Source organism: Amycolatopsis sp. lyj-346, from assembly GCF_046548975.1.
Lineage (GTDB): Bacteria > Actinomycetota > Actinomycetes > Mycobacteriales > Pseudonocardiaceae > Amycolatopsis.
The window spans coordinates 253,169-271,251 of the sequence record NZ_JAJPWT010000007.1 but is presented as its reverse complement, the minus strand read 5'-3'; the positions used below and the strand labels follow the sequence as shown (position 1 = coordinate 271,251).

Below are 18,083 nucleotides of genomic sequence, written 5' to 3'. Positions count from 1 at the left end.
CCGGCGGGAGGAGCTGCCGGCGGATCAGGTCCGGCGATCTGGTGCTTTCGCCGCCACGGCTAGGACCCCGGCGAGCCGCGGGAGACGAGCCGCACCATCACGCCGATGATGCGCTCCCGGGGCACGAACCCGTAGTGCCGGGAATCCCAGCTGGCCGGCCGGTTGTCGCCCAGCACGACGGCGCAGCCGCGCGGCACCACCTCGCCGCCGAGGCCGTGCACGTCCGGTTCGGCCCAGCCGGCCGGGATGCGGTCGCCCGCCACCGCCACCACGCGTTTGAGCAGGAGCTGGTCGCCCGTCGGCGCGCCGCTGGGCAGCTGCGGGAACCGCAGCAAAGCCACCTGGCCGCGTCGCGGGCGGCGGGTCCTGCGCACCAGGACCCGGTCGCCCGGCAGCAGCGCCGGGGCCATGCCCGGACCGTCCACTGTGGTCAAAATCAGCCTGCGGCGGGCGACGAAGACGCCGCCGGCGGCCAGCAACCCGAGGACAACCGGCCCTTTCACGACACGCCTGCTAGCCGTCGGCCTGCACGCGGAACAGGCGCGCGTAGCCGCCGTCGACGGCGAGCAGGCTGTCGTGCGTGCCCGGGGCCGGGTGGTTCGGTGAACGCCATCCCGCCATGGTGGCCGCGATGCCGCGATCGGCGTCCCGGTTTTCCGGAGAAGGCCGCCGCTTCGGGCTCAGCCGAATAGTGACAAATCGACGGAGTCCGCCAGCGCCCGGTAACCCGCGTCGCTGCCGTGCAACCAGTCGCCGGAGTGGAAGTCCTCCCTGATCCGGCTCGGGTGGGCCGGGTCGCGCCAGACGGCGTCGAAGTCCAGCACCGCGTCGAACGCCTCGCTCCGCTACGAGCTGGGTGGCGAGCCGCCGTCCGGGCACAACGCCCCGGATTTCCGGCTGGCCGGCGGAACCCGCCTCGGCGACCTGCTGCGCGACGGCCGCGGCGTCGCGCTCGACTTCAGCGCGGACGCACACCTGCACGAGGTGGCCCGGCGGTACGGCGACCGGATCCGCTACGCGGCCGGCCCGGCCCGCGACGACCTGGGCTTCGGCGCGGTGCTCGTCCGGCCGGACGGGATCATCGCCTGGGCGGGCAGCCACGTTCCGGACCGCAGCTCGTTCGAGCAGGCCTCGCGCCGCTGGTTCCGTCCGGGAAACCGGTGACCGGGCCGGACGTCCGGTTCATCAGGTGCGGTCGTGGAGCGTGACGTGGTAGCCGTCGGGGTCGGCGAAGGTGAAGGTCCGGCCGAAGGGGCCGTCGATCGGGGCGGAGACGATGGGGTGGCCGTCGGCGGCCAGTGCGTCGTGAATGGCCTGGACGTCGGTGGCGTGGAGCCAGATCGCGGCCCCGATCCCCGGCTGGGCCACGGCGGCGAGATCGGTGCCGGGAAGGACGTCGCGGAGGGCGAACGCGATCGGCTTCGTCTCGAAGACGACCGCGTGCGGCGGTCCGGCCGGCGAGCGGACGAGACCGAGGTAGTGCTCGTAGAACGCCTGCGACGCGTCGAGGTCGCGCGCTTGGAGCGAGATGAAGTCGGGGCCGGTGGCGGGCATGGTGCGGTTCCTTTCCTGCGTGTCAGTTTTCTGACACGGCCGAACCTATGTCAGTATGCTGACATGAGTCAAGCCGGTGTCGACCTGACGACGTCATTGGGCTACCTGCTGAAGGAGGCGTCGAGCGCGCTCCGCGCGGCCATGGAGGAGGTGCTGCGACCGCTCGGGATGAGCGTGACGCACTACTCCTGTCTGGAGCTGCTGGCCCAGCGACCGGGCTTGTCGAACTCCGAGCTGGCACGGGGCGCGTTCGTGACCCGGCAGACGATGAACGTGCTGCTCCAAGCCCTGGAGCGGGACGGATACGTGACCAGGCCCGCGGAGGCACCCGTCGGGAAGGCCCTTCCCACGCGGCTCACGCCCCGCGGACGCCGGAGCCTGGAGAAGGCGACCGCGGCAGTCCGGTCCGTCGAGGTCAGAATGCTGGCCGGCCTGACCGAGGCCGAGCAGTCGGACGCGTTCCGGATCCTGCGGGGCATGGTCCACTCCCTGCGCGACGGCACCCAGCGACCCACGGCCGCAAGGTAACGAAACGATAACGCCGCAGTGTCGACTTGAACCGCCGGTCGGGATTGCCCGTTTCAGCCTACGTCGGGACCAGCGGCCGGATGTCCGGACTCCGGCCGCTCCCCCGGGTCCCGCACGTCCGGACCGGACGTGTCGCTGGTTGCTGCCTGGGCCGCGCTTTGTCTTGCCGCGCCCGGGAAAACCGAACGAGGTGAACAACTCCATGCCCCGAAACCCCGCCACGGGCCGACACCGCATCACCCGGCGCACCAAGATCGCCACCCTCGGACTGGGTCTGGCACTGGCCGCCGGTGCCCTGGTCGTCGCCACCACCACCGGTGGCACCGGCACCGCCGGTGCGTCCGAAGTGGACAAGTCGTTCTTCATCGACATCACGAAGGTCCCCAAGGGCACGAACGTCAACCAGGCGCTGCAACGCCAGGGCGCCCGCGGAACCTTCACCGTGGACTGCGGCCGCAACGAGAACGGCCACTTCAACCCCGACAACTTCATCGCCCAGCCCGGCGTCCGCAACGGCGCCGAACACCTGCACGACTACGTCGGCAACCTCTCCACCAACGCCGACTCCACCAACGAGAGCCTCGCCAAGGCCGGCACCACCTGCAAGAACGGCGACAAATCGACGTACTTCTGGCCGGTCGTCCGCATCGACACCGAGGAAGACGAAGAGAACCCGCCGGCCAAGGACGTCGCCCAAGACCGCGAGCAGGCAAAACAGGAGAAGGCGGCGACGCAGGTCGACTGCCCCGACGTCGCCAGCAAGCTCGCCGACGTCCCCGACCCGGCGACCGCCGAGGTCGAGCGCAACCTCGACCTGCTCGACAACCAGGTCAAGGAAGCCAACACCCGGATCGCGGGCGGGGACCTCAAGTCGGAGCAGGACATCCGCAACGCCGTGCTGAACCCGCTCGGCGACAAGCGGAAAGCCACCCTCGACCGGATCGCCATCGCCATCGGCCGGACCGGGACGAAGCCGGCGGACCTCGGCGGCCTGGCGGCCTGCGCCCTGAAGAAGAACGGCCAGGGCGGGGTCGACAACGGCGGCGGCAACAGCGCCGGCAAGCCCGCCGAGCTGCCGGGCGTCAACGAAGACAACGAGATCGGCAGCAACGAAGGCGAGATCCAGCGCGTCGAACGAGCCGACCTGACCTTCACCAGCGGCGGCGCCCGCCGGGTCGTGGCGATGCCGCAGTTCCTGCGGATCCTCTACGGCGACGCCAAGCAGAGCACCAACGGGCCGGCCAACGCCCGGCCGAGCTGGACCTGCAGCGGGTTCGAGGACCGGCTCATCGACAAGTACCCGATCTGCCCCGAAGGCAGCAAGGTCAAGCGCGTCCACGCGTTCCCCAACTGCTGGGACGGCAAGAACATCGACAGCGCCAACCACCGGACGCACATCGTGTTCTCCGACCAGCAGGGCAAGTGCCCGCAAGGCTTCAAGAACGTCCCGCAGCTGCGGATCACGCTGACTTACAACATCCCCCGCGACGTGCAGGTCAACGGCCAATACAAAGTGGACGCCTTCGAACAGGAAGAGCACAACCCCCGCTCGGACCACGACGACTTCGCCAACGTCATGGGCCAGCGACTGATGAACCAGGTCGTCAAGTGCATCAACAGCGGCAAACGCTGCTCGCAGTGACCGTTGCCGGGTGGGCCCGCGGACCACGGGCCCACCCGGGACACAAGTACTATTGCTCTTAGTTGTTCGGTCACGACGTATCGTGAGGAACGCAATTTTCTTTGCGGCGTTTGACCAGGTCACGCGACGGCGGCCGGTTTTTCTTGCCCCGGAAGGTGGACGCCGACGCGATCCGTTCGTAATCTGACCGAGATCTCGCGGCCGATGCCGTCCACCCGGCGGCAACGCGAGATCCCGCCGGGATACCGGACCCACCGAAATGCGCGCTTCACCAGTTGCGGTGCAGCGCGGCCCGATTCCGGTTCAAGGGCTCCCCTCCCCACCCCCGGCGGCCCGACGGCAAAGGAGAATTCCGCGACCGTGCAGTCGCAACCGATCAGGCGCGTGGCAGCAGGCATCCTCGCCGCGGCCTCGGTGATCACCCTCGTCACCGTGGCCCAGTCCCCGGCCACCGCCGCCCCCGTCCCCGTTCTCCAAGCCCCGCCCACCGGCTCCGAAGCCCTCGCGAAGTACCGCGAACTGGCCGCGCAGGCGGAAAAGCTCAACGAAGACCTCCTCAAGGCCCAAGCCGACCTGGACGCCAGGCAAGGTGAGCTCGACAAGGCCACCAACGACGTCAAGGCGGCGAAGGACCAGGGCGTCAAGGCCGCCGAGAACCAGCAGAAGTACCAGACCGAGGTCAACAAGTTCGCCGGTGCCTCGTTCACCAGCGGCGTGCAGCTCAACAAGCTGTCCGCGCTGCTGTCCGGCACGTCCACCCAGGACTTCCTGGACCGCTCCTCGGCGCTGGAAGTCCTCGCCACGGACAAGACCGCCGCACTGGGCAACCTCACCGGCGCCGTCCGGCAGGCCACCGACGCGGCCGCCAAGGCCACGGACGCCGCCAAACGCGCGCAGGACGCGCGAGACGCCGCGGCCAAGCTGACCGAGGACATCAAGGCCAAGCAGAAGACGCTCGACGACCAGATCGACCAGATCGAGGCCGCCGACCGGAACCTGACCGCCGCGGACAAGGCCGCCCAGCGCGACACCGGCGGCAAGGCGCCCAACATCAAGGCCCCGACCGCGGCCGCGCAGACCGCGCTGAACGCTGCGCTGAGCAAGCTCGGCAGGTCGTACGTCTGGGGCGCGACCGGACCCGAGACGTTCGACTGCTCCGGCTTGATGCTGTGGGCCTACAACAAAGCCGGCATCAGCCTGCCCCGCAACAGCGCGGCCCAGGCCCAGTTCGGCACGCCGGTGCCGCGCGATCAGCTGCAGCCCGGCGATCTCGTCGCCTACTACTCCCCGGTGTCCCACATCGGGATGTACATCGGCGACGGCAAGATGGTGCACGCGCCGACCAGCGGTGACGTCGTGAAGATCTCGCCGCTGCAGAGCCAGTACGCCGGGGCGACCAGGCCCACCGCCTGACCACCCCCGCCGAAGCGATCGGGGCGGCACCGTTCTCCACGGTGCCGCCCCGTATCCCGTGCGCCGTGCTACTAACCTGAGTAGTACGGTGGGGCCGTGGCGAAGCGCATCGGCCGAGTGCAGCAGGTCATCCTGCTGTGCCTGCTCGCGCTGGGCGTGACGGCGATGCACCACGTCTCGGCCTCGGGCGACGCCGGGGCCGGCCCGATGGCCGCTGTTTCCGCGAGCATGCCCGTGATGGACACCGACCTGGGCTCGGGTGAACACCACGGCCCCGATGGCGCACACGACCTGCTCCACCTGTGCCTCGCCGTCTTGACCGCGATCGGTGCACTCCTGCTGGCCTGCGCCCGGCTCGGGTGGCGCCCGGAACCCGCGATCCCGGCCCGGAGGAAGTGCCCGCGCGGCTCACCGGCCCCGGAGCGACCACCCGACCGATCCGGGCGGACCGTCTTGAACTCTCTCTGCGTGCTGCGGGTGTGACCGGCCGGAACACACCGGCCCACCACCCCAACACCCAGAGAAAGGTTTTGTCATGCGGAAAACACTGTTCTTCGGCACGCTCGCCGTCGCCTCCGCCGTCGTCCTCGGCGCGTGCAGCAGCAGCGATTCGCCGTCCGGCATGTCCGCGCATCCGACGGCGCCGGCTCCGGCTCCGGCGCCGGCTTCCGGGCAGCAGGGCGGCGACCACAACGCCGACGACGTCATGTTCGCGCAGCAGATGATCCCGCACCACAGCCAAGCGCTCGACATGGCGAAGCTGGTGCCTTCGCGCAGCACCGACCCGAAGGTCGTCGACCTCGCCGGGCGGATCGAGAAGGCGCAGGACCCCGAAATCCGGCAGCTGCAGGGCTGGCTGTCCACCTGGGGCGCGAGCTCGACGTCGGAGATGCCGGGGATGAACCACGGTTCGATGCCCGGGCTGATGCCCGCCGAGGACATGACGAAGCTCGAGGCCGCCAAGGGCACCGAGTTCGACGAGATGTGGCTGGACATGATGATCCGGCACCACCAGGGCGCGGTCGACATGGCCGGAACCGAGCTGAGCAAGGGCGGCAGCTCCGACGCGAAGGCGCTCGCCCGCAAGATCATCGACGCGCAGCGGGCGGAGATCACCGAGATGCAGGGCCTGCTGCGGCAGCGCTGATCCGGACGGCGGTACCGGGCACGGGTATGGCCCGTGCCCGGTACGCTCGGCCGCGGAGGTCCCATGCGGCAGTTCGGCGAACTCGAAGCGGCGATCATGGACGTGCTCTGGACCGCGGCGGAGCCCATGCGGGTCCGTGACGTCCTCGACGAGCTGAACCGTGACCGCGACCTGGCCTACACCACGGTGATGACCGTCCTGACCAACCTGCACCGGAAGGGCTGGGTGGCCCGCGAGCTGGAAGAGCGCGCGTACCGCTACCGGACGGTGACCACCCGCGAGGAGGCCACCGCGCAGACGCTGCGTGAGCTCCTCGATTCGGCCGGCGACCGGGAGTCCGTCCTCCTGCACTTCGTCAGCTCGGCTTCGGACGAGGAGTCGGACATCCTGCGCCGGGCGCTGCGCCGGAAGGCGCGCAAACGATGATCCCGGCCGCGGCGCTGCTCGTCGGTGCCGTGGTGATCGGCTGGTGGTCACCGCGGGCGCTGAGCCGGCTCGCCGCGACCGGCACCGGCCCGGGCACGGTCATCGCGTGGTGGCTGCTCGCCGCGGCCGGCGTCGTCGCCGGGGCTTTCGGCAGCGTCCTCCTGCTGGTGCTGCCCGGCCACGGCCCGGCAGGCGCGGTGCTGCGCGTCCTCCACGACTGCTGGTCGACGGCCGGCCACGACGGCTTCCCGGCACTCGACCCGATCGCCGGTCTCGGCTCGGCGGCGGTGCTGGGCGCGGCCGCCGTGCGGCTGGCCCGCCATTCCCTGGCCCGCCGACGGCGCCGGAACGTCCTGCACCGGCGGCACCTGACGGCCCTGCGGCTGTCCGGCGACCAGCGCCCGCTACCCACGCTGTGGCTGCCCGACGACGAGCCGATCGCCTACAGCCTTGGCGGGCGCCGCCCGCTCGTGGTCGCCAGCACCGGGCTCGCGGACCGGCTCACCGAGCAGGAGCTGCGTGCGGTGCTGGAGCACGAACGCGCGCACGTGCGCGGCCACCACCACCTGCTGACCGGCTGCGCCGAGGTGCTCGGCCGCACGCTGCGGTTCGTCCCGCTCATGCGCGAACTACCGGCGGCGATGCGGCTGCTGGTCGAGCTGGCCGCCGACCGCACGGCCGCTGCACGCTGCGGAACCGCACCTCTGCGATCGGCACTGCTGCGCGTCCGCGCGGCCGACGGCCCCCGACGAGCACTCGCCATGGCCGGCGGCGACACCGCGATCCGCCTGCACCACCTCGACGCCACGGCCGAGCCGCGCTTCACCGCCGGCGTCAAGGCAGTCGCCGGCGGGATCGCGGCTTTGCTCGCCCCGCCGGCGGTGGCGGTCGCCCTCGTCGTCGGCAGCGGCCTCATCGCCTGCCCGTAACCCCCGCCGCCCCACCACCACGTGCCCGGCCGAAGCTGCGCAACCGCAAGCTGTTGCCGACCACGAACACCGAACTGAACGCCATCGCCGCGCCCGCGATCATCGGGTTCAGCAGGCCCGCCGCGGCCAGGGGCAGTGCCGCCAGGTTGTAGGCGAACGCCCAGAACAAGTTGCCCTTGATCGTCCGCAACGTCCGCCGGGACAGGCGGATCGCGTCGGCCACCGCGCGCAGGTCGCCGCGGACCAGGGTGATGTCGCTCGCCTCGATCGCGACGTCCGTTCCCGTGCCCATCGCCAGTCCGAGGTCGGCCTGGGCCAGTGCCGGTGCGTCGTTGACGCCGTCGCCGACCATCGCGACGACCTTGCCCTCGTCCTGCAGCCGCTTGACCACGTCCAGCTTGTCCGCGGGCAGCACCTCGGCGATCACGTCATCGATCCCGACCTCCGCCGCCACCGTCCGCGCGACCGCCGTGTTGTCACCCGTCAGCAGCACCGGCGTCAACCCGAGCGCCCGCAGCTGCGCGATCGCCTCGGCCGACGTGGGCTTGATCGTGTCGGCGACCACCAGGACGCCACGGGCCGCGCCGTCCCAGGCCACCCCGACCGCGGTGTGCCCGCGCTCCTCGGCCGCCGCCTTCGCCGCCGCGAGGTCGTCCGGCAGCGGCTGGCTCCAGTCCGCCAGCAGCGCGGCGCGGCCGGCCAGGACCGCGTGCCCGTCGACGATCCCTTGCACGCCAAGGCCTTCCACGTTCGCGAAGCCTTCGACGGCCGGCAGCTCGACGCGCTCCCGGGCGCCGCGGGCGATGGCCGCCGCGATCGGGTGCTCGGACGCGTCCTCGAGCGCGCCGGCCAGCCGCAGCAGCTCGGTCTCGTCGACGCCCTCGGCCGGGTGCACCGCCACCAGCGTCATCCGCCCGGCGGTGACCGTGCCGGTCTTGTCCAGCACCACGGTGTCGACGCGGCGGGTGGATTCCAGCACCTCCGGGCCCTTGATCAGCACCCCGAGCTGGGCGCCGCGGCCGGTGCCGACGAGCAACGCCGTCGGCGTCGCCAGCCCGAGCGCGCACGGGCAGGCGATGATCAGCACCGCGACCGCGGCGGTGAACGCGGCCGCCGCGCCGACGCCACTGCCGAGCCAGAAGCCCAGCGTCGCCACGGCCAGCCCGATCACGATCGGCACGAACACCCCGGACACGCGGTCGGCCAGCCGCTGGACGTCGGCCTTGCCGCTCTGGGCGGCCTCGACCAGCTTGGCCATCTGCGCCAGCCGGGTGTCCGCGCCGACGCGGGTGGCCCGCACGACCAGCCGCCCGCCCGCGTTGACCGTCGCGCCCGTGACGGCGTCGCCTTCGCCGACCTCCACGGGCACCGACTCACCGGTGAGCATGGACGCGTCGACCGCGGACTTGCCTTCCTCGACCACGCCGTCGGTGGCGATCTTCTCGCCGGGCCGCACGACGAACCGGTCCCCCACCGCCAGCGCGGCCGTCGGGATCCGGACTTCGAGACCGCCCCGCAGCACGGCGACTTCCTTCGCACCCAGCTCCAGCAGGGCCCGCAGCGCGGCACCGGCACGGCGCTTCGACCGCGCCTCGAAGTAGCGGCCGGCCAGGATGAACGTCGTGACGCCCGCGGCGACCTCGAGGTAGATGTTGCCCGCGCCGTCCGACGGCGCGATCGTCAGCTCGAAGGGGTGCACCATCCCCGGCGTCCCGGCCGTGCCGAACAGCAGTGCCCACACCGACCAGGCGAACGCGGCCAGTACGCCCATCGACACGAGCGTGTCCATGGTGGCGGCGCCGTGGCGGAGGTTCGTCCACGCCGCCCGGTGGAACGGCCACGCGCCCCAGGTGACCACCGGAGCCGCCAGCGTCAGCGAAATCCACTGCCAGTACGTGAACTGCAGCGCGGGCACCATGGCCAGGAGGATCACCGGGACCGCGAGCACCACGCTGGTGATCAGCCGCTGCCGCAACGGCCTGGTGTGGTCGTCTTCGGCTTCCTCACGCCCGGGCTTCTCCGGCCGGGGCAGCGTCGCGTGGTACCCGGCGGCTTCGACCGTGGCCACCAGCGTGGCCGGGTCGACGCCTCCGGGGGCCTGCACGCGCGCCTTTTCCGTCGCGTAGTTGACCGAAGCGGTGACGCCGTCGAGCTTGTTGAGCTTGCGCTCGATGCGGTTGGCGCAGGACGCGCAGGTCATGCCACCGATCGCGAGTTCGATCTCGGTCACCGGGCCGGCCTCGGCCGTGGTGCTGGTCATGATCGTCTCCTTTCGCGGTTCAGTGGCCGTGGCCGTCGGCCGGAGCCGGAGCCGGGACGGGCACGGGTGCCGCGGGCGTTCCGGCGGTCGTGACGGTGAACTCGGCCGTCCGCACGACGCCGCCGTGCCGGAAGTCGAGGAACAGCCGGTAGGTTCCCGCGCTGGGCACCTCGGCGGCGAACTTCACCTCGGGCCCGGCGGCCGTCTTCCCGTCACCGGGTTCGCCATCGGGGTGGACGTGCAGGTAGGCGAGGTCGCCTCCGCGCAGCGCGACCAGGTGCCCGTACGCGCCGAGGTAGGGCTGCAGGTCGGTGACCGGAACGCCGCCGCGGCTGACCTTCAGCGTCACCGGCGACGTCTTCCCCGCCGTCAGGTCCCCGGCGAGTTCGACGGTGTAGCCGTCGACCTGCGCCGTGCGGCTGGGCGGGTAGGTCGCGGGCTGGTAGTTCCCGGCGACGGAGAAGTCGACGCCGAGGGTCATCGGTTTCCCGCCGGTGGGCGCGAAATCGGCGAACGCGCGGTACGAGCCCGCGGCGGGCACGGTCAGCGGGACGCGCCACGTGCCGTCCGGCGCCATTTCGGGGTGGACGTGCTGGAACCCGGCGGTGTCGCGGCGGACCACGATGAGGTGCAGCTTCTTTTCGTGCTCGACGTCGAACGCGGTGACGGGCTTGCCGTCCGGCCCGGTGATGCGGAACGAAAACCGTCCGGGTTCCGCGGTCGGGTCGGCGAAGGTGTACCCGTCCTTGCCGGCGGCGAGCCCATCCGGCAGCAGGTCCGCGGCGGCCGTCTCGGCGTGGCCGGGCATGGTCCCTTCGCCGCTGCTCTCACTGGTCGCGGCGGCAACCGGGCCCGCCGTCTTGCCGACGGCGAAGCCGCCGGCCGCCAGCAGCGCGAGCGCACCGCCGAACAGGGCGAGGCGTGCGGTGTTCTTCATGGTCGGCTTCCTCGGTCGATGGCCGGCGATCAGCCGGCGAGCTGGTAACCGGCCTCCTCGACGGCGGCGCGGACACGCGCGTCGTCGAGCGGCTCGGCACTGGTGACGGTGACGGCTCCGCGGGGCAGGTCGACGACGACGTCGCTGACGCCCTGGATGGCGCCGACCTCCTCGCTGACGGAGGTGACGCAGTGCGAGCAGGTCATGCCGGAGACGGTGTAGGTGCGCTGGCCCATGACTTTCCCCTTGTGCGGTCAGGATTCGGCGGCAGTCCCGTGGTCGCCGACATCCTCACCATACCCCTAGGGGGTAGGTGTATCAAGTTCGGTGGCGGGCCGGAGCCGGCCCGCCGGGCGATTAGTGCCGCGAAAGCCGGGTATGCCCGCCGTTGCCGGTCGTTCACCTGCCCGCCGCCCGGACGGAGAGGACCCCATGACGCTGCCCCTCATCGAAAGCCACCCCGACGCCCTCGGCGGCCTGGATCCGGCCGCCATCGCGAACTGCATCGACGAATGCCTCGCCTGCATCCGCGCCTGCACGGTCTGCGCCGACGCCTGCCTGTCCGAACCGGACCCCGGCGAGCTGGCGCACTGCATCCGCACCGACCTCGACTGCGCGGCCATCTGCACCGCCACCGCACAGATCCTGTCCCGGCGGACCGGGACGACCGGCGTGCTCGACAAACTGCTGCAAGCGTGCGAAGAGGCGTGCCGCGCCTGTGCCGGCGAATGCGAACGGCACGCCACCCACCACCGGCACTGCGCACTCTGCGCGGAAGCCTGCCGCAGCTGCGAAGACGCCTGCCGGCAGCTGCGCGAACACCTGGTCGGCCGCTGACCTTCACGCGCCCTTCCGGTCACGAGCCGCCGCGGGGGCGCGCTTGGCGAGCACGGCGATCCCGGCCACGGTGAGGCAGAGCGCCAGCGCGCCGCCCACGTCGGCGGACACGCGCTCGCCCAGCCAAAGCACCCCGAACCCGATGCCGGCCAACGGGTCAGCACCACCATCACCGCCAGCGCGGGCGCCACCGCGACGCCCGCGCGGAAAGCGTGCTGGCTCAGCACGAACCCGGCGGCCGCGCACGCGAGCGCCGCATAACCCGGCCAGTCCCGCAGTATCTCGCCGATCCCGCGGGGCAAGTCGTTCACCGCGACCTTGGCCAGTCCCGCCGTGACGCCGAACAGCACACCGGTCGCCGCGGCCAGGCTCAGTGCGCGGCGGGTCCCGTGGCCCCGCATCGCCGCCGCCACGCAGCCACCCACGATGGCCACCACCCCACCGCCCAGCAGGAGTGCCTCACCCGGCCGGGGCACGGCGGTCCCGGGCGTCGGGGCGGCGAGCAGCAGGAACACCGCCAAACCGCCGGCGCACAACAGCGCGCCCAGCACGACGACCCGGTCGGGCCGGCTCCGCCGGAGCACGCTCGCCCCCAGAACGGCGAAGAGCAGGTCGAGCACGAGAACGGGCTGGACCAGCGCGACCGGCGCGTGGCTCAGCGCGACCACCTGCAGGACGACCCCGGCCCGCGTTCACGAACAGGGACGCCAGCCAGACCGGCTCCCGCGTCAGCGACCGCACCACCCCGAACCGGCCGCCACCGTCCGTCCGGCGGGCCACGTGGTGCTGCAGTGCCCCGCTCGTGCCGAACGCGAGCGCCGCGCACACGGCCGCAGCCAGCGCCGGCCACGGGACCGGTCCGGTCAGCACGGCCGTGTGCGGGAGTCCGGCATCCGGCCCTCCTTCTCCTCACCCGGTCGGTACCCGCGGTGCCGCGGAGAAAACTCGGTGTTCCCCGGCACCGGGTTTCCCCGGATCGGCAGGGGGAATCCGCGACCATGGCCGACCGGATCGGGGACAAGACCGACGAGCTCGAGGGCAAGATCGAAGAGGTGGCCGGGCAGGTGGCCGGGAACGAGCGCTGGGTCGCCGAGGGGAAGCGGCGGCAGGCGCAGGCCCACGAACCGTCCGGCGAGCCCCCCGCCCGGGAAGACGAACGGTAGGCCCGCCGGGCAACCGGGCCGAATCCCCAGCCGTCGGTCCTGCGCTGCAGCCGGTCCGCCGAAGCGTGTTGCGGTGCGCGAAGCAGCCGATCAGGCCGCAGGAACAGGGACCGATCGGTGCGGCCGTTCACCCGCGCGGCCAGGACGGCTCACCGAAGTGGCCGGCGGTACAGTCGGGCGGCGCGATGGTTGAGCACACAGCCGTCTTCCCCGATCACGACGGCAGGGAGGCCGGCCATGGCCAGCGAGCAGGAATGGCAGCAGGACAAGGCGGAGTTCATCGCCGCGGAGTTCATCGCCGGAAGCACCCGGGACGGCCCGCGGACCGGCCCGCTCGCCCGGCAGTTCGCCGAGCTGACCCCCGCCCTGCTGGCCGCGCCCACCGTCGAGGACGTGCTCCGGCGGGTGCTGGAGGCCACCACCGTCATGGTGCCCGCCGCCGACCTGGCCAGTTTCACCCTCATCGACGCCGACGGCGGCCTGCACACCCCGGTCGAGACCGGCGAAGTGGCGATCGAACTGGACCGGCTCCAGTACCGGCTGCGGGAGGGCCCCTGCGTCGAAGCCGCCGACCCGGCGGGTCCGGGCGTCGCGGCGGCACCCGACCTGGCCCGTGAGCCGCGCTGGCCGCAGTGGGCGCCGGGCGCCGTGGAACTCGGCGTCGGTGCGGTGGTCTCCACCTCGCTGCTCCCCGGCGCGCCGTCCGGCCGGTCGGCCGGCGCGCTCAACGTCTACGCACGGTCACCGAACGGCCTGGACGACGCCGACCGCGACGTCCTGCTCCTGCTGGCCACCCACGCTTCGCTGGCCCTCGCGGTCACCGACGCCGTGACGCGTGGCGAGCTGCGGGCCACGCACCTGCGCAGGGCCCTCGACAGCCGGGACGTGATCGGCCAGGCGAAGGGGATCGTCATGGCCCGCCGGGGCGTTTCCGCGGACGAGGCGTTCGACCTGCTCCGGCGCGCCTCCCAGGACCTCAACGTCAAGCTGGCCGACCTGGCCCGGGCCCTGGCCGCCCGCCACGCGGAGATCAACCTGCCCGCCGACGAGCAAGATCGACGGCAGTACTGACGCGTCGCCGCGACGGCACGGGTGAGGGCGCACAGCGAGCCGACCAAGCCCAGTACGTCCCGTGACCGGGAACCGGGGCGGCCCCGCCGGCCGTTGACTGGACCGGCGGGACCTCGGCTCCGGTTTCCTGCGCGCCGAAAACCGGCCCTGACGACAGGGGTACCCCACATCGCAGGCCTCACACCCGTTCGGGGCATATGGATGCACCGAACGGCGCACCCGCGGCTGCCCGGTCCGGTTCACCCGGTCGGCGCAAGCCCGTGGAGACCTCGTGAGGTTGGGACCCAGCCGAGTAATGCGTAACTCGGTCAGTGGTCGTAGGCGGTCAGTGATCGGGCGGTGGGTTGGCTGGTGGCGCGGTTGTGCCAGATGGCTGTGGCTGTTCCAGGTTGAGTTGGCCTTTGAGGGTGCCGTAGACCGATTCGATGAGCTGGCGGATGGACCCGGCCGGTGACGCGCATGCTCCGGCTGTTTCCCGTGGCCGGCCTGCCGGTCCACCCCGGTTGGCCGACGCCGTGCGCGAGCCACCGCGTGGTGACGCTGCTGCCCGGCGCCGACGCCGCGAGCGTGACCCTGTTCGACGAAGGCGTTCCGGCGACCGTCGCGGCCACCGAAGAAAGCGTGCGCTCCCTCGACAAGGTCCAGTATTCCTCCGGCGACGGCCCCTGCATCCAAGCGGCCCGCACCGAGACCGCCGTGCGCACCGATGTGGCGGCCGCGCGGCGCGCCTGGCCCCGGTTCGGCGGCGCCGGCATCGAGACGGTGCTGTCCTGCCCGCTGTTCGTCCGGTCCGGCAACCCCTGCGGCCAGGAGACTCACGGGTTGTCCGGGGCACTCAACGTCTGGAGCCGCCGCCCGGACGCCTTCGCCCCGGTGGACACCGCCCTGGTCGCGTTGTTCACCACGGCGATGGCCGGCGTGATCCTGACCGCGGCGCGGTGGGCCGACGCGCAGGCCGAAGCCCGGCAGCTGCTCACCGCGCTGGAATCCCGGGACGTGATCGCCACGGCCAAGATGGGGCGAAGTCACCCCGCCGGGCCCATCATCGCGCACGCACCGATCCGCCGCCTCACCGTCGGCGGCTCGGCCCGCACGTTTCGATTCCGCGCCCGGAGGTATCCGAAGGAATCACCGCCCGGAGGTATCCGAAGGAATCACGAGGTCTACCGTGGAGCGGGTGAGGAGGTGACCCGTTGTGGCCCTCCAGCGCAGCTTGCAGGTGGCACCGCGGTACCGCGCGGAGTCGACCGTCGCGACCTTGACCGGCACGTTGACCCCGGCCACCTACCCGAAGCTGCGCGACAGCGTGCTCAAGATGGCCACGGACGCACCGGAAAGCGTCATCGCCGACATCCAGGGTCTCGAAATCGGCGACGACGCCTTGCTGTCCGTGTTCCCGGCCATCGCCTCGCGGATCTCGGAGTGGCCGTCGATCCCGTTCGCGGTGGTTACCGACCGCGTGGACCACCTCGCCGGGCTGGCGGCTCAGACCGCAGGCCGGCCGGTCGCGGTCCACGCCGACGTCCCCGCCGCCGAGCAGGCACGCGATCGCCCGTCCCGCCGCCGCGCGGTCCAGCTGCTGGCCGCGTCCCCGCGCTCCTCGGCGCTCGCCCGGGCGTTCGTCGAGCGAACCTGCCTGCAGTGGGACGTGACGGCGCACGTCGAAAACGCTCTCCTGATCGCCACCGAACTGGTCGAGAACGCGATCCGGCACACGACGTCCCACCCGCGGCTGCTGCTCGAACTGCGCCGCAGCGTCTTCACCATCGCAGTGGCCGACGACGACCCCCGGCCGCCGTGCTGCTGGAGCAACCGGTGCTGCACGGACGCGGCCTCGGGCTCCGGATGATCACCAAGACCGTCGGGCTGTGGGGCTGCAACCGGTCCTGGGCCGGCGGCAAGGTCGTCTGGGCCACTCTTCCGAGTCCCCACGGCAGCTGAAAACGCGGCCGGGCGCTCGGGCAAAATGGCCACGTGACCCTTCGTGATCCCGATCCCGGAGACCTGTCGGTATCCGTGCACAGCCTCGACGGAACGCAGGTGGTGGCCGCGTCGGGAACGCTGGACCTGCACACCGCGGCCCAGCTGGCCACCCGGCCACGCTGGTCATCGACCTGACCGAGGTGGGTTTCCTGGCCTCGGCGGGCCTGCACGTACTGCTCGACGCCCAGCAAAACGCCGCCGGCCAAACGCGGCTGCGGGTGGTGGCAACGGGAGCGGCCCTGCGCTCGATCACCCTCACGGCATTGGACGAGGTCCTGACGGTCCACCCGACCTTGAGCGACGCGACCGGTCGCTGAACGGGCCGTCCGGGTCAGGTCACGGCGACCGGCAGCGAACGGAGCCCGCGCAACGTCACCGTGGCCGCCCACTCCGGCTCACCGGCGAGCCACAGGCCGGGGAGGCGGCGGCCGAGTTCCCGCAGCACCGATCGTCTTGACGTACTCCTCCAGCGTCAGCGGCGCCGACGTGCACGTCACCTCGACTTCAGGCCACAGGCGCCGGCAGGTCGCGAACGCCCGCCGCTCCATGTACGGCATCGAGATGAGAAGCACCGAGCCGGGTGCAAGCCCGGCCGCGGTGAGCACGTCGCGAGAGAGCGTGATGTTGGCGCCGGTGTTCGCGGCCTCAGGCTCGACCAGGATCGCGGCGTCCGGCACGCCCAGCTCCAGGGCGCGCTCGCGGAAGTGGACAGCTGACCCCCCAGGGGCGATGGCAACTTCGCAGGCAGAAATCCCGTGGTGGACTTGGTGGAAGTCCCATACGAGCTCGGCATCGTGCCACTGCGCATCGGTAAGTTGCCGCTTCACGGCGCTCTCGTACTCCTCAGGGTCGCGCGGGACGTACGCCAGGTGGGTGCCGCCGTGGCCGCCGTCCCACACCGCGACCATCTTGTCCACAATGGATAGAACGTGCCGTGCCCGTCCGGACGCTCCGCGACGCACTGTGAGAACAACCACCGTGTCAACACGTGGCCGCGGTGGGTACGCCTCACAAAATGCCCGAAAGGAGGATGGCGAGTGTCCGACGGATGGGGCCGGTTGGTGTCCGCGGTGGTTGTCGCGGCGGCGGCGTTCGGGCTTTTCCTCATCGCCGAACACCTCTTCCGACGTGTGGTGCGGCGGCTGGGGCGGCGGTCCGCGGTCTTGGCCGAGTTGACGGTGCACGCGCACCGGCCGTTCCTGTGGTTCGCCGCGGTGGTCGCGTTGCGCAGCGCTTGCACCTTCGGGCTTCCGGAGGGGCCGTGGCGGGGGCCGGTGAACCACGGGCTGGGGCTGGCGTTGATCGGGGTCGGGGCGTGGCTGGTCGCCGGGATCCTGACGTCGGTCGAGCGGGCCGCCTTGTCGCGGCTGCGGGTCGACGTACCGGACAACCGGCACGCCCGGCGGCTGCAGACGCAGGTCACCCTGGTCCGCCGGATCACCGTGGCCGGTGTCGCGCTGATCGCGTTCGGCGCGATGTTGATGACCTTCCCGATGGCGCGGGCCGCGGGCACCAGCCTGCTCGCCTCGGCCGGGGTCGTCGGCGCGGTGGCGGCGCTGGCCGCGCAGTCCCTGCTCGGCAACGTGTTCGCCGGGATGCAGATCGCGTTCAGCGATGCGATCCGGCTCGACGACGTGGTGATCGTGGAGAACGAGTGGGGCCGCATCGAGGACATCACGTTGACCTACCTGGTGATCCACCTGTGGGACGACCGACGGCTGGTGATGCCCACCTCCTACTTCATGTCCCAGCCGTTCGAGAACTGGACCCGCCGGGAAGCGGCGCTGCTGGGCACGGTGGAGCTGGATCTGGACTGGTCGGTGCCGGTGGAGGAGATGCGCGAGGAACTGCGCCGGATCCTGGGTGACACCGACCTCTGGGACGGCCGGGTGAGCGTGCTGCAGGTGACCGACGCGGTGAACACCCTGGTCCGGGTGCGTGCCCTGGTGAGCGCGGCCGACGCGCCGACGTTGTTCGACCTGCGCTGCCTGGTCCGCGAACAGCTCGTGCAGTGGGTCCGGCGGACCCATCCGTACGCGTTGCCCCACGTGCGCACGGAACAGCTGCAAGCGACTCCCGCTCCGAAGTCCGCGGAGCACGTGCCCGACCACGACGCCCGCCTCTTCGGCGACAGCCCCGACGGCCGGACCCGGGAACGCGCCTTCAACGGCCGGTGACGGGCACGTCGGGCGG

At 71.8% G+C, this 18,083-nt stretch carries 25 protein-coding genes and 2 pseudogenes; 16 read left to right on the top strand and 11 right to left on the bottom strand.

The annotated features are described in order from the left end of the window. Positions 1-59: 59 nt before the first annotated feature. Both ACLJQE_RS23085 and ACLJQE_RS23080 read right to left on the bottom strand, forming a co-directional pair. Complete coding sequence (locus tag ACLJQE_RS23085) at positions 60-503, bottom strand: S26 family signal peptidase (RefSeq protein ID WP_410641386.1); 444 nt, start codon at positions 501-503, stop codon at positions 60-62. 177 nt (positions 504-680) lie between these two features. After that, positions 681-824, bottom strand: a complete 144-nt coding sequence (locus ACLJQE_RS23080; protein WP_410641385.1) for a hypothetical protein — start codon at positions 822-824, stop codon at positions 681-683. Between ACLJQE_RS23080 and ACLJQE_RS23075 the strand changes: the two genes are divergently transcribed. Then, positions 772-1,164 carry a hypothetical protein gene (locus tag ACLJQE_RS23075; RefSeq protein ID WP_410641527.1) on the top strand — a complete coding sequence of 131 codons (393 nt, stop codon included), beginning with the start codon at positions 772-774 and terminating at the stop codon, positions 1,162-1,164. The two genes, ACLJQE_RS23080 and ACLJQE_RS23075, sit on opposite strands and share 53 nt — an antisense overlap. 21 nt (positions 1,165-1,185) lie before the next feature. Here the strand turns inward: ACLJQE_RS23075 and ACLJQE_RS23070 are convergent, their stop codons facing one another. Next, positions 1,186-1,554, bottom strand: coding sequence for a VOC family protein (locus ACLJQE_RS23070; protein WP_410641384.1), 369 nt, complete (start codon positions 1,552-1,554; stop codon positions 1,186-1,188). Positions 1,555-1,617: 63 nt separating this feature from the next. Between ACLJQE_RS23070 and ACLJQE_RS23065 the strand changes: the two genes are divergently transcribed. Further along, complete coding sequence (locus tag ACLJQE_RS23065) at positions 1,618-2,082, top strand: MarR family winged helix-turn-helix transcriptional regulator (protein WP_410641383.1); 465 nt, start codon at positions 1,618-1,620, stop codon at positions 2,080-2,082. Positions 2,083-2,284: 202 nt separating this feature from the next. Then, positions 2,285-3,724 carry a DUF1996 domain-containing protein gene (locus tag ACLJQE_RS23060; RefSeq protein ID WP_410641382.1) on the top strand — a complete coding sequence of 480 codons (1,440 nt, stop codon included), beginning with the start codon at positions 2,285-2,287 and terminating at the stop codon, positions 3,722-3,724. A gap of 119 nt (positions 3,725-3,843) precedes the next feature. Here the strand turns inward: ACLJQE_RS23060 and ACLJQE_RS23055 are convergent, their stop codons facing one another. Further along, positions 3,844-4,146, bottom strand: a complete 303-nt coding sequence (locus ACLJQE_RS23055; protein ID WP_410641537.1) for a hypothetical protein — start codon at positions 4,144-4,146, stop codon at positions 3,844-3,846. Here ACLJQE_RS23055 and ACLJQE_RS23050 point away from each other — a divergent pair. The 5 genes from ACLJQE_RS23050 (at position 4,085) to ACLJQE_RS23030 (ending at position 7,639) form a co-directional block, all read left to right on the top strand. Beyond that, complete coding sequence (locus tag ACLJQE_RS23050; RefSeq protein ID WP_410641381.1) at positions 4,085-5,137, top strand: C40 family peptidase; 1,053 nt, start codon at positions 4,085-4,087, stop codon at positions 5,135-5,137. The genes ACLJQE_RS23055 and ACLJQE_RS23050 overlap by 62 nt on opposite strands. Positions 5,138-5,233: 96 nt before the next feature. After that, a complete protein-coding gene (locus tag ACLJQE_RS23045; protein WP_410641380.1) occupies positions 5,234-5,620 on the top strand; it encodes a DUF6153 family protein in 387 nt (128 codons plus the stop codon). A gap of 52 nt (positions 5,621-5,672) precedes the next feature. Beyond that, the gene (locus ACLJQE_RS23040) at positions 5,673-6,284 is read left to right on the top strand and encodes a DUF305 domain-containing protein (protein WP_410641379.1); all 612 of its coding nucleotides are present in this window, start codon (positions 5,673-5,675) and stop codon (positions 6,282-6,284) included. Between the two features lie 63 nt (positions 6,285-6,347). Further along, entirely contained in the window at positions 6,348-6,710 is a 363-nt protein-coding gene (locus tag ACLJQE_RS23035; RefSeq protein ID WP_410641378.1) for a BlaI/MecI/CopY family transcriptional regulator, read from the top strand. After that, a complete protein-coding gene (locus ACLJQE_RS23030; protein ID WP_410641377.1) occupies positions 6,707-7,639 on the top strand; it encodes a M56 family metallopeptidase in 933 nt (310 codons plus the stop codon). Before ACLJQE_RS23035 ends, ACLJQE_RS23030 begins: the two co-directional genes overlap by 4 nt. Here the strand turns inward: ACLJQE_RS23030 and ACLJQE_RS23025 are convergent. From ACLJQE_RS23025 to ACLJQE_RS23015, 3 genes are read right to left on the bottom strand one after another with little or no spacing between them, the layout of a single operon-like run. After that, entirely contained in the window at positions 7,623-9,899 is a 2,277-nt protein-coding gene (locus ACLJQE_RS23025) for a heavy metal translocating P-type ATPase (protein WP_410641376.1), read from the bottom strand. The genes ACLJQE_RS23030 and ACLJQE_RS23025 overlap by 17 nt on opposite strands. A gap of 19 nt (positions 9,900-9,918) precedes the next feature. Beyond that, the gene (locus tag ACLJQE_RS23020; RefSeq protein WP_410641375.1) at positions 9,919-10,836 is read right to left on the bottom strand and encodes a hypothetical protein; all 918 of its coding nucleotides are present in this window, start codon (positions 10,834-10,836) and stop codon (positions 9,919-9,921) included. A 29-nt stretch (positions 10,837-10,865) separates the two neighbouring features. After that, positions 10,866-11,072, bottom strand: coding sequence for a heavy-metal-associated domain-containing protein (locus ACLJQE_RS23015; RefSeq protein WP_410641374.1), 207 nt, complete (start codon positions 11,070-11,072; stop codon positions 10,866-10,868). A 196-nt stretch (positions 11,073-11,268) separates the two neighbouring features. On the opposite strand from ACLJQE_RS23015, the gene ACLJQE_RS23010 reads away from it, so the two are divergent. After that, a complete protein-coding gene (locus tag ACLJQE_RS23010) occupies positions 11,269-11,673 on the top strand; it encodes a four-helix bundle copper-binding protein (RefSeq protein WP_410641373.1) in 405 nt (134 codons plus the stop codon). A gap of 3 nt (positions 11,674-11,676) precedes the next feature. Here the strand turns inward: ACLJQE_RS23010 and ACLJQE_RS23005 are convergent, their stop codons facing one another. After that, a complete protein-coding gene (locus ACLJQE_RS23005) occupies positions 11,677-11,826 on the bottom strand; it encodes a hypothetical protein (protein WP_410641372.1) in 150 nt (49 codons plus the stop codon). Between the two features lie 68 nt (positions 11,827-11,894). Further along, positions 11,895-12,341: pseudogene (locus ACLJQE_RS23000) on the bottom strand (hypothetical protein); the annotation flags it as partial. A 330-nt stretch (positions 12,342-12,671) separates the two neighbouring features. Between ACLJQE_RS23000 and ACLJQE_RS22995 the strand changes: the two are divergent. The 3 genes and pseudogenes from ACLJQE_RS22995 to ACLJQE_RS22985 form a co-directional block, all read left to right on the top strand. After that, the gene (locus ACLJQE_RS22995; RefSeq protein ID WP_410641371.1) at positions 12,672-12,836 is read left to right on the top strand and encodes a CsbD family protein; all 165 of its coding nucleotides are present in this window, start codon (positions 12,672-12,674) and stop codon (positions 12,834-12,836) included. A 237-nt stretch (positions 12,837-13,073) separates the two neighbouring features. Then, positions 13,074-13,907: a GAF and ANTAR domain-containing protein gene (locus ACLJQE_RS22990; protein WP_410641370.1), complete on the top strand. Its 834-nt coding sequence runs from the start codon at positions 13,074-13,076 to the stop codon at positions 13,905-13,907. 459 nt (positions 13,908-14,366) lie between these two features. Continuing rightward, positions 14,367-14,765, top strand: a pseudogene (locus tag ACLJQE_RS22985) (ANTAR domain-containing protein); the annotation flags it as partial. On the opposite strand, the gene ACLJQE_RS22980 reads toward ACLJQE_RS22985, so the two are convergent. Next, the gene (locus tag ACLJQE_RS22980) at positions 14,723-14,914 is read right to left on the bottom strand and encodes a hypothetical protein (protein WP_410641536.1); all 192 of its coding nucleotides are present in this window, start codon (positions 14,912-14,914) and stop codon (positions 14,723-14,725) included. The pseudogene ACLJQE_RS22985 and the gene ACLJQE_RS22980 sit on opposite strands and share 43 nt — an antisense overlap. A gap of 188 nt (positions 14,915-15,102) precedes the next feature. On the opposite strand from ACLJQE_RS22980, the gene ACLJQE_RS22975 reads away from it, so the two are divergent. The 3 genes from ACLJQE_RS22975 (at position 15,103) to ACLJQE_RS22965 (ending at position 16,207) form a co-directional block, all read left to right on the top strand. Then, the gene (locus ACLJQE_RS22975; RefSeq protein WP_410641535.1) at positions 15,103-15,756 is read left to right on the top strand and encodes an ATP-binding protein; all 654 of its coding nucleotides are present in this window, start codon (positions 15,103-15,105) and stop codon (positions 15,754-15,756) included. A gap of 125 nt (positions 15,757-15,881) precedes the next feature. After that, on the top strand, positions 15,882-16,025 hold the full coding sequence (locus tag ACLJQE_RS22970; protein ID WP_410641369.1) for a hypothetical protein: 144 nt from the start codon (positions 15,882-15,884) through the stop codon (positions 16,023-16,025). A 5-nt stretch (positions 16,026-16,030) separates the two neighbouring features. Continuing rightward, positions 16,031-16,207: a hypothetical protein gene (locus ACLJQE_RS22965; RefSeq protein WP_410641368.1), complete on the top strand. Its 177-nt coding sequence runs from the start codon at positions 16,031-16,033 to the stop codon at positions 16,205-16,207. A gap of 78 nt (positions 16,208-16,285) precedes the next feature. On the opposite strand, the gene ACLJQE_RS22960 is transcribed toward ACLJQE_RS22965, so the two are convergent. Further along, positions 16,286-16,798 carry a YdcF family protein gene (locus tag ACLJQE_RS22960; protein WP_410641526.1) on the bottom strand — a complete coding sequence of 171 codons (513 nt, stop codon included), beginning with the start codon at positions 16,796-16,798 and terminating at the stop codon, positions 16,286-16,288. A gap of 129 nt (positions 16,799-16,927) precedes the next feature. Here ACLJQE_RS22960 and ACLJQE_RS22955 point away from each other — a divergent pair, with 129 nt between their 5' ends. Further along, positions 16,928-18,067, top strand: coding sequence for a mechanosensitive ion channel family protein (locus tag ACLJQE_RS22955; protein WP_410641367.1), 1,140 nt, complete (start codon positions 16,928-16,930; stop codon positions 18,065-18,067). Positions 18,068-18,083 lie beyond the last annotated feature (16 nt).

What these genes read in the sequence shown, in the direction of transcription:
- ACLJQE_RS23070 (WP_410641384.1), bottom strand. Translation starts at nt 1,554, where the DNA reads ATGCCCGCCACCGGCCCCGACTTCATCTCGCTCCAAGCGCGCGACCTC.
- ACLJQE_RS23065 (WP_410641383.1), top strand. Translation starts at nt 1,618, where the DNA reads ATGAGTCAAGCCGGTGTCGACCTGACGACGTCATTGGGCTACCTGCTG.
- ACLJQE_RS23060 (WP_410641382.1), top strand. Translation starts at nt 2,285, where the DNA reads ATGCCCCGAAACCCCGCCACGGGCCGACACCGCATCACCCGGCGCACC.
- ACLJQE_RS23040 (WP_410641379.1), top strand. Translation starts at nt 5,673, where the DNA reads ATGCGGAAAACACTGTTCTTCGGCACGCTCGCCGTCGCCTCCGCCGTC.
- ACLJQE_RS23035 (WP_410641378.1), top strand. Translation starts at nt 6,348, where the DNA reads ATGCGGCAGTTCGGCGAACTCGAAGCGGCGATCATGGACGTGCTCTGG.
- ACLJQE_RS23030 (WP_410641377.1), top strand. Translation starts at nt 6,707, where the DNA reads ATGATCCCGGCCGCGGCGCTGCTCGTCGGTGCCGTGGTGATCGGCTGG.
- ACLJQE_RS23025 (WP_410641376.1), bottom strand. Translation starts at nt 9,899, where the DNA reads ATGACCAGCACCACGGCCGAGGCCGGCCCGGTGACCGAGATCGAACTC.
- ACLJQE_RS23020 (WP_410641375.1), bottom strand. Translation starts at nt 10,836, where the DNA reads ATGAAGAACACCGCACGCCTCGCCCTGTTCGGCGGTGCGCTCGCGCTG.
- ACLJQE_RS23015 (WP_410641374.1), bottom strand. Translation starts at nt 11,072, where the DNA reads ATGGGCCAGCGCACCTACACCGTCTCCGGCATGACCTGCTCGCACTGC.
- ACLJQE_RS23010 (WP_410641373.1), top strand. Translation starts at nt 11,269, where the DNA reads ATGACGCTGCCCCTCATCGAAAGCCACCCCGACGCCCTCGGCGGCCTG.
- ACLJQE_RS22995 (WP_410641371.1), top strand. Translation starts at nt 12,672, where the DNA reads ATGGCCGACCGGATCGGGGACAAGACCGACGAGCTCGAGGGCAAGATC.
- ACLJQE_RS22990 (WP_410641370.1), top strand. Translation starts at nt 13,074, where the DNA reads ATGGCCAGCGAGCAGGAATGGCAGCAGGACAAGGCGGAGTTCATCGCC.
- ACLJQE_RS22960 (WP_410641526.1), bottom strand. Translation starts at nt 16,798, where the DNA reads ATGGTCGCGGTGTGGGACGGCGGCCACGGCGGCACCCACCTGGCGTAC.